The organism is Streptomyces sp. NBC_00461, from assembly GCF_036013935.1.
In the GTDB taxonomy this organism is placed as follows: Bacteria; Actinomycetota; Actinomycetes; order Streptomycetales; family Streptomycetaceae; genus Streptomyces.
This window is the reverse complement of the sequence record NZ_CP107902.1, coordinates 7,276,808-7,290,472: the sequence shown is the minus strand read 5'-3', so window position 1 is coordinate 7,290,472 and position 13,665 is coordinate 7,276,808. Positions and strand designations below refer to the sequence as shown.

15 protein-coding genes are annotated in these 13,665 nt (G+C 69.8%); 3 read left to right on the top strand and 12 right to left on the bottom strand.

Translation table 11 applies throughout. The annotated features are described in order from the left end of the window. Positions 1 to 72: 72 nt before the first annotated feature. Both OG870_RS33985 and OG870_RS33980 read left to right on the top strand, forming a co-directional pair. The gene (locus OG870_RS33985; protein ID WP_266522618.1) at positions 73 to 744 is read left to right on the top strand and encodes a potassium channel family protein; all 672 of its coding nucleotides are present in this window, start codon (positions 73 to 75) and stop codon (positions 742 to 744) included. After that, positions 744 to 1,421 (top strand): potassium channel family protein, encoded by a 678-nt coding sequence (locus OG870_RS33980; protein ID WP_266522616.1) that lies wholly within the window; start codon positions 744 to 746, stop codon positions 1,419 to 1,421. The genes OG870_RS33985 and OG870_RS33980 overlap by 1 nt, the downstream gene beginning before the upstream one ends. A gap of 215 nt (positions 1,422 to 1,636) precedes the next feature. On the opposite strand, the gene OG870_RS33975 is transcribed toward OG870_RS33980, so the two are convergent. The 9 genes from OG870_RS33975 to OG870_RS33935 form a co-directional block, all read right to left on the bottom strand. After that, positions 1,637 to 2,383, bottom strand: coding sequence for a DUF3159 domain-containing protein (locus tag OG870_RS33975; RefSeq protein ID WP_266522614.1), 747 nt, complete (start codon positions 2,381 to 2,383; stop codon positions 1,637 to 1,639). A 3-nt stretch (positions 2,384 to 2,386) separates the two neighbouring features. Further along, positions 2,387 to 2,785: an OB-fold nucleic acid binding domain-containing protein gene (locus OG870_RS33970; protein ID WP_266522613.1), complete on the bottom strand. Its 399-nt coding sequence runs from the start codon at positions 2,783 to 2,785 to the stop codon at positions 2,387 to 2,389. Between the two features lie 77 nt (positions 2,786 to 2,862). Then, positions 2,863 to 3,549, bottom strand: a complete 687-nt coding sequence (locus OG870_RS33965) for a response regulator (protein ID WP_266522611.1) — start codon at positions 3,547 to 3,549, stop codon at positions 2,863 to 2,865. Continuing rightward, positions 3,546 to 6,098, bottom strand: coding sequence for a sensor histidine kinase (locus OG870_RS33960; protein WP_266590447.1), 2,553 nt, complete (start codon positions 6,096 to 6,098; stop codon positions 3,546 to 3,548). The genes OG870_RS33965 and OG870_RS33960 overlap by 4 nt, the downstream gene beginning before the upstream one ends. Before the next feature lie 123 nt (positions 6,099 to 6,221). After that, positions 6,222 to 6,914 (bottom strand): ABC transporter ATP-binding protein, encoded by a 693-nt coding sequence (locus OG870_RS33955; RefSeq protein WP_266522607.1) that lies wholly within the window; start codon positions 6,912 to 6,914, stop codon positions 6,222 to 6,224. A gap of 72 nt (positions 6,915 to 6,986) precedes the next feature. Further along, positions 6,987 to 8,165, bottom strand: coding sequence for an alginate lyase family protein (locus OG870_RS33950; RefSeq protein WP_266590445.1), 1,179 nt, complete (start codon positions 8,163 to 8,165; stop codon positions 6,987 to 6,989). A 162-nt stretch (positions 8,166 to 8,327) separates the two neighbouring features. After that, positions 8,328 to 9,083 carry a DUF3710 domain-containing protein gene (locus OG870_RS33945; protein WP_266590443.1) on the bottom strand — a complete coding sequence of 252 codons (756 nt, stop codon included), beginning with the start codon at positions 9,081 to 9,083 and terminating at the stop codon, positions 8,328 to 8,330. A 1-nt stretch (position 9,084) separates the two neighbouring features. Next, positions 9,085 to 9,636 (bottom strand): dUTP diphosphatase, encoded by a 552-nt coding sequence (gene dut, locus OG870_RS33940; protein ID WP_266590441.1) that lies wholly within the window; start codon positions 9,634 to 9,636, stop codon positions 9,085 to 9,087. Beyond that, entirely contained in the window at positions 9,633 to 10,217 is a 585-nt protein-coding gene (locus tag OG870_RS33935) for a PaaI family thioesterase (protein WP_266522593.1), read from the bottom strand. The genes dut and OG870_RS33935 overlap by 4 nt, the downstream gene beginning before the upstream one ends. Positions 10,218 to 10,275: 58 nt before the next feature. Between OG870_RS33935 and OG870_RS33930 the strand changes: the two genes are divergently transcribed. After that, the gene (locus tag OG870_RS33930) at positions 10,276 to 10,740 is read left to right on the top strand and encodes a DUF3093 domain-containing protein (RefSeq protein WP_266522591.1); all 465 of its coding nucleotides are present in this window, start codon (positions 10,276 to 10,278) and stop codon (positions 10,738 to 10,740) included. A 49-nt stretch (positions 10,741 to 10,789) separates the two neighbouring features. Here the strand turns inward: OG870_RS33930 and OG870_RS33925 are convergent, their stop codons facing one another. From OG870_RS33925 to OG870_RS33915, 3 genes are all read right to left on the bottom strand, one after another. After that, positions 10,790 to 11,722, bottom strand: coding sequence for a hypothetical protein (locus OG870_RS33925; protein ID WP_266522590.1), 933 nt, complete (start codon positions 11,720 to 11,722; stop codon positions 10,790 to 10,792). Positions 11,723 to 11,735: 13 nt separating this feature from the next. Continuing rightward, positions 11,736 to 12,032 (bottom strand): DUF4193 domain-containing protein, encoded by a 297-nt coding sequence (locus OG870_RS33920; protein ID WP_005481602.1) that lies wholly within the window; start codon positions 12,030 to 12,032, stop codon positions 11,736 to 11,738. Positions 12,033 to 12,425: 393 nt separating this feature from the next. After that, complete coding sequence (locus tag OG870_RS33915; protein WP_266522589.1) at positions 12,426 to 13,664, bottom strand: sensor histidine kinase; 1,239 nt, start codon at positions 13,662 to 13,664, stop codon at positions 12,426 to 12,428. Position 13,665 lies beyond the last annotated feature (1 nt).

Genomic DNA, 13,665 nt, shown 5'->3' with positions numbered 1-13,665 from the left:
CGCGTGTGTAGCTTTGGCGTCGGTCTGAGACCCTTTGCTGAGCAGTAGTTTTAGGACACCGGAAGGACGGTCGTGCACATCGTCATCATGGGCTGCGGAAGAGTGGGTTCCGCTCTGGCCCAGACCCTGGAGCAACAGGGGCACACGGTCGCAGTGATCGACCAGGACCCCACGGCCTTCCGCCGCCTCGGCCCGGGATTCGGCGGCCGCCGGGTCACCGGGATCGGCTTCGATCAGGACACCCTGCGTGAGGCCGGCATCGAGGAGGCCGGCGCCTTCGCCGCCGTGTCCAGCGGCGACAACTCGAACATCATCTCCGCACGCGTGGCCCGCGAGATGTTCGGCGTGGAGAACGTCGCGGCCCGCATCTACGACCCGCGTCGTGCCGAGGTCTACCAGCGTCTGGGCATCCCCACCGTCGCGACGGTCCGCTGGACGGCCGACCAGATGCTGCGCCGGCTGCTCCCCTCGGGAGCGGAGCCCCTGTGGCGCGATCCGACCGGTGGTGTCCAGCTCGCCGAGGTACACGCCTCGGCCGCCTGGGTCGGCCACAAGATCAGCACGCTGCAGGAGGAGACCGGTGTCCGCGTGGCGTTCCTGACCCGGCTCGGCGAGACGATGCTGCCCACCTCGCAGACGGTGCTGCAGGAGGGCGACCTGGTGCACGTGATGATGCGCACCGACGAGGTCGACAAGGTCGAGGCGTCCTTCGCCAAGGGTCCCGAAGAGGAGGGCGGTCACTGATGAGGGTCGCCATTGCCGGTGCCGGTGCGGTGGGCCGCTCGATCGCGGGCGAGCTGCTGGAGAACGGCCACGAGGTCCTGCTCATCGACAAGGCGCCGACCGCCATCTCGGTCGAGCGCGTCCCGCGGGCGGAGTGGCTGCTCGCCGACGCCTGCGAGATCACGGCGCTGGACGAGGCGGCGCTCCAGCGCTGCAACGTCGTGATCGCCGCGACGGGCGACGACAAGGTCAACCTGGTCGTCTCGCTGCTGGCGAAGACGGAGTACGGCGTCCCGCGCGTCGTGGCCCGCGTCAACAACCCCAAGAACGAGTGGCTCTTCAACGAGTCCTGGGGCGTCGACGTCGCCGTCTCCACCCCGCGTCTGATGTCCGCCCTGGTCGAGGAGGCGGTGAGCGTCGGCGACCTGGTCCGACTGCTCCGCTTCAGCCACGGCGACGCCAACCTGGTGGAGCTGACGCTGCCCGAGGAGTCGGCGCTGGCCGGCACCCAGGTCGGCGACGTCGAATGGCCCGAGGACACGTCCCTGGTCACCATCATCCGCGGCACCCGAGTCCTCACCCCGTCCCGCGAGGACTCCCTGGAAGCGGGCGACGAGCTGCTGTTCGTCGCCGCGCAGGCCAGGGAGGAACAGCTGGAGGACCTGCTGTCGGTGCGACGGGAGGACGCGGCGGGCTGATCGTTTCGGCCGCTACGACGACGAGGGCGCCCCCGGATTCCGGGGGCGCCCTCGCTGTTTGTTCTTCAATCCGTCCGGCTGTCCGTTGTCCTTCAGCGCGTCCGGCTGTTCTTTGTTCTCTTCAGCCCGTCCGGCGTTTGAGGACGAGGCCGTTCAGGCCGAAGCGGGGGTCTGGGGGCGGCAGCCCCCAGGGACGGCCGCGCAGATGCCGAGCACTACGCCTCCCGACGGTGCCGCCCGGCACTCGCCTCACGTCCCGCAGCGGCCCGCTCCTTCTCGGCCTGCTCCTCGGCCTCCATCTCCGCGAACACGTCGATGGGAGCAGGCGCTTTAGCCAGGAAGACCCAGGTCAGCCATACGGCGAGCAGGAACGGCGGGATCTTCAGGGCGACCAGCACCCAGCCCAGCTGAGCCGTGTTCGCCCACCAGTACAGCGGGAAGAGGATCGCGCACTTGCCGAGCAGGATCAGGCCCCAGGCCCAACTGGCCTTGGAGTACGCCTTCTTGCGGCCCGGGTTGCGGGTGCGCCAGGAGAGGTTCTCCTTGAAGACGGGCCCGAGGATCAGGCCGAGCAGCGGTACTCCGCACAGGGTCGTGACGATGTAGGCAAGCGCCAGGCCCAGCGTGTAGAGCATGCCGGGCAGGTAGAAGTCCTTGGCGTTGCCCGTCATCATCGCGAAGACGACACCGAAGGCGACGCCGAAGACACCGCTGAACGCGTGCTTGACGGTGTCCCGCATGACCAGGCGGACCACCACGAGCAGCAGGGACACGGCGAGGGCGGCGATGGCCGACCAGTGCAGGTCCTTGTTGATCGTGAAGATGGTGACGAAGAGGAGGCCGGGCAGTACCGTCTCGACCATGCCCCGCACTCCGCCGAACGCCTCGAACAGGGCGGCCTCGGTCACCGCCCGGGCATCGTCGGCTTGAGTGTCTTCGGTCGGCTTGTCGAGCGACGTCACCGGCTACTCCCGTCCGAGGGGTCTCAGTTCGTATTTCGGATTGAACAGCACCCGGCGGCCCCGGCTCATCGAGATCCGGCCCGATGCGATCAGTCTGCGTCCCGGCTCTATGCCCACGATGGAGCGCCGGCCGAGCCACACCACGTCCAAGGCGGCGGAGCCGTCGAACAGCTCGGCCTCCAGGGCGGGGACGCCCGCGCGCGGCCGCAGGGTGACCGTGCGCAAGGTACCAGTAACCGTAACGATCTGTCGGTCGTGACAGTCACCGATACGGGTACAGCCCGCGGTCACCGTGTCCTCCCGCAGCTCCTCGGACTCCAGGTCCTCCTGCGACGAGGAGAGCCGGTCAAGCATGCGCCGGAACCGGCCCACCGGCTTTTCGGAACGAGGAACAGCACTCATGTCTGAAGCGTACCGGGGTGCCCCGACAGCCACGTACCCGCGGGCCCGGCGCTCGAACCGGTGCCCCGCCCGGCGGCTCACTTCTCGAAGCGATACCCCATCCCGGGCTCCGTGACGAAGTGTTTGGGGTGTGACGGGTCCGCCTCCAGCTTCCTGCGCAGCTGGGCCATGTACACCCGCAGGTAGTTGGTCTCGGTGCCGTATGACGGACCCCACACTTCCTGGAGCAGCTGCCGCTGGCTCACCAGTCGGCCCGTGTTGCGCACCAGCACCTCCAGCAGATGCCACTCCGTGGGCGTCAGGCGCACGTCCCGCCCGCCCCGGTTGACCTTCTTCGCGGCCAGGTCGACGGTGAACTCGTCGGTCTCCACGGCGGTCACGTCGTCCTCGCCGGCGCCGACCGGCTCGGCACGGCGGACGGCCGCCCGCAGCCGGGCGAGCAGTTCGTCCATGCCGAAGGGCTTGGTGACGTAGTCGTCGGCGCCCGCGTCCAGCGCCTCGACCTTCTCGTCGGAGGTGTGCCGGGCCGAGAGCACCAGGATCGGCACGCGGGTCCAGCCGCGCAGGCCCCTGATCACCTCGACGCCGTCCATGTCGGGCAGGCCCAGGTCGAGGACGACCACGTCGGGGTGGCGGGCGGCGGCGAGCTGAAGGGCGGTGGTGCCGTCGTGGGCCGCGTCGACCTCGTACTTGCGCGCCTTGAGGTTGATCACGAGGGCCCGCACGATCTGCGGCTCGTCGTCGATCACGAGCACCCGGGTCATGTGACCTGCCTTTCGGGTTCCGCTTCCGCTGGGTGGAGAAGTTCCTGCGCGTGCGGTCCTGCCGCGCGCAGGGTGAGGACCATGGTGAGGCCGCCGCCGGGTGTGTCCTCGGCGTCGAGGGTGCCGCCCATGGCCTCGACGAAGCCCCGCGCCACGGCGAGCCCAAGGCCCACGCCGGCGCCGCGCGGGGCGTCGCCGTAGCGCTGGAAGGGCTCGAAGATGCGTTCCTTGGCCTCGTCGGGGACGCCGGTGCCGCGGTCGACCACCCGCACCTCGACCCGGTCGGCGATGGCGCTCGCGGCGACCAGCACCGCCTCGTCCCGCGGGCTGTACTTGACGGCGTTCTCGACCAGGTTGGCCACCGACCGCTCCAGCAGTCCCGGGTCGACGGCGACCATCGGCAGGGTCTCCGGCACGTCCAGGACGACGCCGTCCTCGGGCACCCCGACCAGTGCCATCGGTACGACCTCGTCCAGGTCGACCTCCCGGATCAGCGGGGCGACCGTGCCGGTCTGCAGGCGGGACATGTCGAGGAGGTTGCCGACGAGGTGGTCGAGCCGGTCGGCGCCCTCCTCGATGCCCTTCAGCAGTTCCGCCTGGTCCTCCTCGGACCAGGCCACGTCGTCCGAGCGCAGTGACGACACCGCCGCCTTGATGCCGGCCAGCGGCGTCCGCAGATCGTGGCTCACGGCGGCCAGCAGCGCCGTACGGATGCGGTTGCCCTCGGCGAGTGCCCGGGCCCGGTCGGCCTCCTCCTGCAGCCTCCGTCGGTCCAGGACGACGGCCGCCTGGGCGGCGAAGGCGGCCAGCACCCGTCGGTCCTCGGCGGGCAGCACCCGGCCGGTCAGTGCGAGTGCCATGTGGTCGCCGACCGGGACGTCCACGTCCGCCTCGTCAGGGCGCTGCACGGACGGCCCGAGCCCGGCGCGGCCCGCGCAGGTCCACGGGTCCCGGTCGCCGGCCCGCTCCAGCAGGGCCGCCGACTCCATGCCGAAGGTCTCGCGGACCCGTTCCAGCAGCTCCTCCAGGCCGGTCTCGCCCCGCAGTACGTTGCCCGCGAGGAAGGAGAGGATCTCCGACTCGGCGCGCAGTCGGGCAGCCTGGTGGGTGCGGCGGGCGGCGAGGTCGACCACCGAGGCCACGGAGATGCCGACGCCGACGAAGATCACGATGGCGACGATGTTCTTCGGGTCGGCGATGGTCCAGCGGTGCAGGGGCGGTGTGTAGAAGTAGTTCAGCAGCAGCGAGCCCACCGCGGCCGAGGCCAGCGCGGGCAGCAGGCCACCGAGCAGCGCCGCCGCGACCGTGAGGGCCAGGAAGAGCAGCATGTCGTTGGCGAGGCCGAGCTGGACGGTGTTGAGCAGCACCGCCAGGACGGCCGGACCGGCCACGCCGACCAGCCAGCCCCAGATGATCCTCGACCGGCCGAGCCGGGCGCCCCTGGCCACCGGCAGCCCGCGGCCCTTGCCCGCCTCGTCGTGCGTGATCAGGTGGACGTCGAGGTCGGGTCCCGAGTCGCGGGCCACGGTCGCGCCGACGCCCGGCCCGAAGACGTACTGCCAGCTCTTGCGCCGTGAGACGCCGAGCACGATCTGGGTGGCGTTGACCCCGCGCGCGAACGCGAGCAGGGCCGCCGGTATGTCGTCTCCGACCACGTGGTGGAAGGTGCCGCCGAGGTCCTCGACCAGGGTGCGCTGCACGGCCAGTTCCTTCGGCGAGGCGGCCGTCAGCCCGTCGGTGCTCGCTATGTAGACGGCCAGCACCTCACCGCCGGCGCCCTTCTCGGCGAGCCGCGCGGCCCGTCGGATCAGGGTCCGGCCCTCGGGTCCGCCGGTCAGGCCGACCACGATCCGCTCGCGCGAGCCCCAGATCTTCGACACCCGGTGCTCGCTGCGGTACTGCTTCAGATACTCGTCGACCCGGTCCGCCACCCACAGCAGCGCCAGCTCCCGCAGCGCGGTCAGATTGCCCGGCCGGAAGTAGTTGGACAGGGCCGCGTCCACCTTGTCCGGCTGGTAGATGTTGCCGTGCGCCATCCGCCGGCGCAGTGCCTGTGGCGACATGTCGACCAGTTCGATCTGGTCCGTCCGGCGTACGACCTCGTCCGGCACGGTCTCCCGCTGCCGTACGCCGGTGATCGACTCGACCACGTCCCCGAGGGACTCCAGGTGCTGGATGTTGACGGTCGATATCACGTCGATGCCGGCCGCGAGCAGCTCCTCCACGTCCTGCCAGCGCTTGGTGTTGCGGGAGCCGGGGACGTTGGTGTGGGCCAGCTCGTCGACGAGGGCCACCTGGGGGCTGCGGGCGAGCACGGCGTCGACGTCCATCTCGGTGAAGACGGCCCCCCGGTACTCCAGCTCCCTGCGCGCCGTCTGCTCCAGGCCGTGCAGCATCACCTCGGTGCGCGGCCGGCCGTGGTGCTCCACGAAGGCCACCACGCAGTCCGTACCCCGCTCCACACGCCGGTGCGCCTCGGAGAGCATGGCGTAGGTCTTGCCGACGCCCGGTGCCGCACCGAGGTAGATCCGAAGCTTGCCGCGTCCCATGGCCCCATTGTCTTCCGGTCGCTGCTGCCTACGCAGCGTCGACCTTACGGCCGGCAATCCCGCCAAATGGTGCCAGGACCGGCGGGCGGGCCGTCTTTGACGCAACTCTGACGCGGGACGTGTTCAGTGCTCGACGATCTCCCCGTCGCCCAGCTCCAGTACCCGGTCGGCCAGGTCCAGCAGGGTCGCGTCATGGGTGGCGACCAGGGCCGTGACCTGCTCGCTGTGGACGACGGCCCGCAGCAGCTCCATGACGGCGTGCCCGGTCTCCGCGTCCAGCTGCCCGGTCGGCTCGTCGGCGACGAGGAGCGCGGGGCTGTTCGCGAGGGCGCGGGCGATGGCGACGCGCTGCTGCTGGCCGCCGGAGAGCTCGCCGGGCCGCTGTGCCGCATGGTCGGCGAGCCCGACCAGGGCGAGCAGCAGCTCGACGCGCTCCTCGCGCGCGCGAACCTCGGTCCGGCGCAGCCGCATCGGCACGCCGACGTTCTCGGCGGCCGTGAGGATCGGTATCAGCCCGAAGGACTGGAACACGAAGCCGACGCGGTCGCGGCGCAGGGCGAGCAGCCCGTCCTCGTCGAGCTCCGACAGGTCGAGGCCGTCGACGGTGACACGTCCTTCGTCGGGTACGTCGAGTCCGCCGACGATGTTGAGGAGCGTGGTCTTGCCCGACCCCGAGCGCCCCTTGAGGGCCACGAGTTCGCCGCGCGGCACCTCGAAGGAGACACCGCGCAGCGCGTGCACGGCGGCCGCTCCGTGGCCGTAGGACCTGTGGACGTTCTCGACCCGCACCATGGTCTCGGTGACCACCTGGCTCATGTACCCCGCCCCCGTGAAGTCGTCGGCCGGGCGCCAGTATCGTCACCCGGCGCCCGGTCCTTCAACGTTCGGTCAGCTCGGATTGTCCCCGTGGGTGAGGGTCTCCCAGGCGACGAAGAGGTTGTTGCTGCCGGCCGGGCGGCTGCGCTCGGTCAGCGTCCCGGTGTTGCTCATCGCGATGCCCAGACGGTTGTGCAGGGCGTTGTAGCCGACCTCGGTGACCGGACCGAGCCCGAGCTTCAGCGACCCTCCGCACAGCCAACCGGGGACGGCCGCGCCCAGCTGGTACGCGGCCTGGAACCCGAGCGCCTGCCGCAGCCGTTCGCCGACGTCGGTGCGGTAGAGGTCCTGGCCCTGGATCCGGCTGGTCTCGGCGACATGGGAGATCGCGGAGATTCCATAGCCCGTGTGGGTGAAGTCGCGGCAGGTCTCCTGGGTGAGCCCGGTGACGAAGGTGGACTGCCCCTGCCAGTAGCCGACGATCTTCGCCTTGGTGTCGAGATGCTGGCTGGGCACGATCCTGGGCAGGTCGCCGTCCGAGGACAGATAGACGTAGGCGGCCGTACGGGTACGGAACTTCGCCATGGCCTTGTCGTACGACGTCCCGTCGTCGAGGAAGACGGAGATGCCCACGGCGGCCTCCATCATCGACAGCTCCCAATTGCCGTTGGAGTTCGAGCCGTTGATGATCTTCGGGAGGTAGACGGTGCGGAGCATGGTCGCGAAGCGGCCGGAGTTCGCCCAGTTTCCCGTGTACGCGTGCTTGATGATCTCGGCGGCCTTGGGCCAGGAGGAGCCCGCCCAGCCGGTCTGCAGGGGCGCGTTGCTGTTGGTGTGGTCCTTGATCACGGCCGACCAGGCGTCCATCAGCTGGATCGACTTCTTGGCGTACCGGTCGTCGCGGGTGATGTACCAGGCGAGCGCGTCGGTGTACGCGGCGATGGCGTCCTCGCGCTCGTCCGTGCACCCGCGGTCGGGGTTCGAGTAGGGGCCGCACTCGACGGTCGCCCGCGGCTTGGGCGTGCGGTTCAGGTCGGCGTACTTGCTCGCCTTCATCTGGTCGAAGGCGCCTTTCCAGGGCTGGGCGCCGGTGTCGACCTTGGTGCGGGTGAAGTCCAACTGCGCCCGGGAGACGGTGACTCCGGGGTGGACGAAGGCGGCGGGAGCGGCGTCGGCATGGCGGACCGAGGGCCAGGCGAGCATGCCCACGACAAGCGCAGAGGCGGTCGCGAGGAGTGCGGTACGGCGCATAGTGGGGGCCATCCGTTCTCGTACGTGAACGATGAGCGCCTTTGTGAACAGGCGTTGAGCGGAGACCGTAGGTACAGACCAATACGCCGTCAAGGGGTCTCACACGCAGAAGAGCCGCACCCCGAAGGGTGCGGCTCTTGAACGATTCTCCCCGTGGAGTACCTAGCGGACCTCTGTGATCTCCGGTCCGCGCTGCAGCTGTCCCATGCCGCCGGAGAAGCGCGAGCCCTCCTCCTGCTGGACGCCCTCGGGGACCATCTGGGCGTCGTTGGGCAGCTGGAGGACGATCGGGTCGCGGGGCGCCATCGGGCCTTCGCCGCGGACCACGACCGTGTCCCGGAAGATCTGCTCGAGCAGACCGGCCGCCTGCGGCTGCACCGCGCCCTGACCCGAGATCACACCGCGCAGGAACCAGCGCGGGCCGTCCACACCGACGAACCGCACGACCTGGAAACCGCCTGTGCCGTCCGGCAGTTGCACCGGCACTTGAGCGCGCAGCTCCCAGCCCAGCGGGCCCTCGACCTCGTCGATGATCCCACCCTGCTGGGTGATCCCCGAGCCGATCTCCTCGCGCACCTCGCCCCAGATGCCCTCGCGCTTGGGAGCGGCGAAGGCCTGCAGCTGGATGGCGCTGTCGCGCAGCACGACGGTCGCCGCGACGATCGCGTCGCCCGCGACCTCGACCCGCAGCTCCATGCCGTCGACTCCGGGCACGAAGATCCCGCCCAGGTCCACCCGGCCCTCGGCCGGATCGTGCACCTCCGAGTCGTCCCAGGGCCCGTCGGGCCGCGGCTCGGGCTCGAGCCTCACGCGCTCGCGCTCTTCGTCGTCCGCCTCAGTGCCGACACTGTCGACGACCTGCTCGGCCTCGCCGGCCGCGTCCTCGGCGGCACCCTTCTTGTTGCGACGTCCGAACACGTCACTGTCCTTCCCGGTCGGATACGACCGAAGCGTATCGATTCCCACCCGCCCGGCCGCCTACGGCGGCCTGACCGCTTGTGCTGCTTGTACCGGTCACCGCGGCATGACCTCCGGTGGACCCGAAGCCCCCTTCGGCCCGCACCGAGTCGGGAAGCTCCGCGACCTCCTGGAAGCGGACCCTCTCGACCTGCTGGACGACCAGTTGGGCGATCCGGTCGAAGCGCTCGAACCGCACTGCCTCGCGCGGGTCGAGATTCACCACGATCACCTTGATCTCCCCACGGTACCCGGCATCAACCGTCCCTGGGGCATTCACCAGAGCGACACCGCAGCGGGCGGCGAGACCGGATCGCGGGTGCACGAAGGCCGCGTACCCCTCCGGGAGGGCGATTGACACCCCGGTGGGCAGAACAACCCGCTCCCCCGGCTTCAGTTCGCACGCCTCGACGGTACGCAGATCGGCTCCCGCGTCACCGGGGTGCGCGTACGCAGGAAGCGGTACGTCGGGGTCGACTCGCCGGATCAGTACGTCCACGGGGTCACGGCTCACGGGTTCACCTCGAAGGCGCGGGTGCGCCGGCTCTGGTCCGGGTCGTTCATGGCGGCGCGGATCTCCTCCGGGCGGCCGTTGTCGATGAAGTGGTCGACCTTCACCTCGATGAAGAGCGCGTCGGCGCGAAGGGCCACGGGCCCGTCCGGGCCGCCGATGCGTCCGGTGGCGGACGAGTAGATCTTGCGGCCCGCCACCGCCGTCACCTCGGCCTCCAGATACAGCACCGTACCGACCGGTACGGGGCGCACGAAGTCGGTCTCCAGCCGCCCTGTCACCGCGATCGTCCGCAGCAGCCAGTTCAGCGAGCCGAGGCTCTCGTCGAGTGCGGTGGCCAGCACGCCGCCGTGGGCGAGGCCGGGCGCCCCCTGGTGGGCGGGCTGCACGGTGAACTCGGCGGTGATGGTGACGCCCTCGCCGGCTCGCGCCGCCAGATGCAGCCCATGGGACTGGCCGCCGCCGCACCCGAAACACTGTTCGTAGTGGGCACCGAGCAGCTCACCGGGCGCGGGAGCATCAGGGTGCCGCACCGGTGTCACCGCGTCGGCGGGAGGCCTAAGAGCTGGGGAAGTACCACTCACAGCCGCAGACCTTACCCGCGCGTCGGCACTGTCCGGACACCGTGCCAAGCTTGGTTCCATGCAGCTCTCCGCCACACCGTACGAAGAACGCCTCACCGCCCCTCGCTCGTGGTGGTTCATCTCGTTCCTGGTCGGCCTCGCGATGGCCCTGGTCCTGCTGCCCTTCGGGACGCTGCCGCTGCTCGGCGGTCTGGTCGGCGGTACGGCGGCGACGGCGGTCATGGCGAGTTCGTACGGCTCGGTCCGTATTCGCGTAGTGGGCGGCTCCCTGATCGCGGGCGAGGCGAAGATCCCGGTCACGGCCCTGGGCGAGGCCGAGGTGTTGGACCAGGAGGAGGCCCGCGCCTGGCGCACCTACAAGGCGGACACGCGCGCGTTCCTGCTGCTGCGCGCCTACATCCCCACCGCCCTGCGCGTGATGGTCACCGACCCCGAGGACCCGACGCCGTACCTGTATCTGTCGACGCGGGAGCCGGAGCGTCTGGCCGAGGCCCTGAAGGCCGCCAGGGAGGCCATGGCGTAAGGGCGCACCTTCGTGGCGCAACGGGGCACTTTCCGTGCCCTGAGGGCCCTCAGGGCCCGATTTCCTTGCGGATCTCGGCCATCGTGACCGGGTCCGGCACGGGCTCCAGGGCCGGGAGTTCGGGAAGCGCGTCCCAGGAGACCTGGATCTTTCTCAGGTCCTTGCGGATTCGCGCGGCGAGTTTCCTGGTGTCCCGGCGGTTCATGACCGCGCCCACGGCGGCTCCCACCATGAAGGGCATGAGGTTCGGCAGGTCGCGAACCATGCGCTTCATGATCTGCTGGCGCAGTTCGCGCTTCATGTGGCCGTTCAGCGCGGAGCTCACGGTCGACGGCTTGGTCACGTCGATCCCGCGCTCCCCCGACCAGGAGTTCAGATACGCCGTGCTGCGCTCTTTGAGGTTGCCGGCCGGGCGTACGCCGTAGACCTCGTGGAGTTCGGCGATGAGTTTCAGCTCGATCGCCGCGACCCCGGTGATCTCGGCGGCGAGTTCCGTCGGCATCGCGGGCGGTACGGGCAGCATTGCTGCCGCTCCGACCCCCGCTCCGACCGTCGACGTGGCGGCTGCCGCACCCGCCACGAGCTTGTCCGCGAGCTGCTCGGGTCCCAGGCCCGGGAATTGCTTGCGGAGGGCCGCGAGGTCCCGTACGGGGATCCTCGGGGCGATATCGATGATGCGGTCGGCGAGGTACGCCAAACCGGCCCTGGCGGCGCTGCCGCCCTTGCGGACGCCTTCCACGGCCTTGTCGCGGATCACCGCGACCCGTCGCCTGGCGACGGGCGCGGGGGTCTGCGACGCAGCCGGGGAGTCAGCCCGGCCGGCCGTCGGATCGAGCGAGGCCGATCCCGTGGACCCCGTGATACCCGGTGTCGTACCGGAGGGGCCCCGCTCGTCTTCACGCGCGCCAGGAGGGCCGTCGGACGGCCCTTGGTCCGCTCCCGGCAGGGAGCGGCGCTTCCAAGGAGGGGTCGAGCCAGTCACGGCCGACCCGGCCTCAGTCGCAGTCGCGGCAGATCGGCTGACCGTTCTTCTCGCGGGCCAGCTGGCTGCGGTGGTGCACCAGGAAGCAGCTCATGCAGGTGAACTCGTCCTGCTGCTTGGGCAGCACCCGGACGGCCAACTCCTCGTTCGAGAGGTCCGCGCCGGGCAGCTCCAGGCCTTCGGCAGCCTCGAACTCGTCGACGTCCACTGCGGACGTCGACTTGTCGTTCCGCCTGGCCTTCAGCTCTTCAAGACTGTCCGAGTCAACGTCGTCGTCGGTCTTGCGTGGGGTGTCATAATCCGTTGCCATGTCGCTCTCCCCCTCTGGGTGTCTGCGGTGTCTCCAGCGCACGTAACGCGTGAGAGGCCGGACTTGTGCCCGACCCGAGGCGGAGATTTTGCCTCACATCAAGGTCTGTTACTCAATCGACACCCAACCGGACCCCTCGAGAGTGATCGGCTTGGATGGCGAACGGGACCGTACACGGTCCCTATGCCGCTCTTCAAAGGCGTCTCACCCTGTACTTCCCGTGATCAGGACACCTGAAAACCCGGATTATCCCGGCTTTCCGGCATCCCCCATGATCACGGAGAGTAGATGGCTGGAAAATCGCCCCTGTGATCGATCACACATGCGATGCGCCATTCGGCGGCCAGAAAATTCCGCGCAAAGCGAACATCCCCGTGTGTCGGCGACATGATCTCAGATCGGAAGCGAGACCCGCATCACGAGTCCACCCCCTTCGCGCGGCTGTGCCGAGATGTGCCCGCCGTGGGCCCGGGCCACGGACCGGACGATGGACAGACCGAGGCCGACGCCCTTGTCACTGCCCGTGCGCTCGGTGCGCAACCGCCGGAAGGGCTCGAAGAGGTTGTCGATTTCGTACGCAGGTACGACGGGTCCGGTGTTCGTCACGACCAGGACCGCCTGGCCGTGCTGTACCTCCGTGTTGACCTCGACCCAGCCCCCGTCCGGCACGTTGTACCGCACGGCGTTCTGGACGAGGTTCAGGGCGATCCGCTCCAGCAGCACGCCGTTGCCCTGGACGACCGCGGGCTTCTGCTCTCCGCGGATCACCACGCCCTTGGCGTCCGCCTCCGAGAGCACCTGGTCGACGGCCTGCTCGGCCACCTCGGCGAGGTCCACGGGCTTGCGCTCGACGATCTGGTTGTCGCTGCGGGCGAGCAGCAGCAGTCCCTCGACGAGTTGCTCGCTGCGCTCGTTGGTGGCCAGCAGCGTCTTGCCGAGCTGCTGGAGCTCCACCGGTGCGTTCGGGTCGGACAGGTGGACTTCGAGGAGCGTGCGGTTGATCGCGAGCGGGGTGCGCAGCTCGTGGGAGGCGTTGCCGACGAAGCGCTGCTGGGCGGTGAAGGCACGCTGCAGGCGCTCCAGCATGTCGTCGAAGGTGTCGGCCAGTTCCTTGATCTCGTCGTCCGGACCGTCCAGCTCGATCCTGCGGGACAGGTCCGAGCCGGCCACCGCGCGCGCCGTGCGGAGAATGCGGCCGAGCGGCGACAGGACGCGGCCTGCCATCGCGTAGCCGAAGGCGAAGGCGATGACGGCGAGGCCGAGGAGGGCGAGCAGGGAGCGGCTGAGGAGGTCGTCCAGGGCCTGCTGACGCTGGGCGGCGTTGCAGGCCTTCCACACCGAGCTGACTTCGCTGTAGCTCGCGGAGTTGAGCTGCGGGCAGGTGGAGCTACTGATCGCGATGTTGCTGCCGGACACCTGGAAGTTCTGGCTGTTGCCCTCGTGCAGGGCCTGGGCGGCCAGCAGGTAGATGATCGACAACAGCAGGATGCCGGCGATCAGGAACATGCCGCCGTACAGCAGCGTGAGCCGTATGCGGATGGTCGGGCGCAGCCAGGGGAACGGCGGCTCGGGCTTCCTGGGGTCCCAGGTGGGCTTGGGGGGTGCCGTGGGGAGGGTGGGTGTTGCGGCCATC

What these genes read in the sequence shown, in the direction of transcription:
- OG870_RS33980 (WP_266522616.1), top strand. Translation starts at nt 744, where the DNA reads ATGAGGGTCGCCATTGCCGGTGCCGGTGCGGTGGGCCGCTCGATCGCG.
- OG870_RS33930 (WP_266522591.1), top strand. Translation starts at nt 10,276, where the DNA reads ATGCAGCTCTCCGCCACACCGTACGAAGAACGCCTCACCGCCCCTCGC.
- OG870_RS33965 (WP_266522611.1), bottom strand. Translation starts at nt 3,549, where the DNA reads ATGACCCGGGTGCTCGTGATCGACGACGAGCCGCAGATCGTGCGGGCC.
- OG870_RS33960 (WP_266590447.1), bottom strand. Translation starts at nt 6,098, where the DNA reads ATGGGACGCGGCAAGCTTCGGATCTACCTCGGTGCGGCACCGGGCGTC.
- OG870_RS33970 (WP_266522613.1), bottom strand. Translation starts at nt 2,785, where the DNA reads ATGAGTGCTGTTCCTCGTTCCGAAAAGCCGGTGGGCCGGTTCCGGCGC.
- OG870_RS33955 (WP_266522607.1), bottom strand. Translation starts at nt 6,914, where the DNA reads ATGAGCCAGGTGGTCACCGAGACCATGGTGCGGGTCGAGAACGTCCAC.
- OG870_RS33915 (WP_266522589.1), bottom strand. Translation starts at nt 13,664, where the DNA reads ATGGCCGCAACACCCACCCTCCCCACGGCACCCCCCAAGCCCACCTGG.
- OG870_RS33920 (WP_005481602.1), bottom strand. Translation starts at nt 12,032, where the DNA reads ATGGCAACGGATTATGACACCCCACGCAAGACCGACGACGACGTTGAC.
- OG870_RS33950 (WP_266590445.1), bottom strand. Translation starts at nt 8,165, where the DNA reads ATGCGCCGTACCGCACTCCTCGCGACCGCCTCTGCGCTTGTCGTGGGC.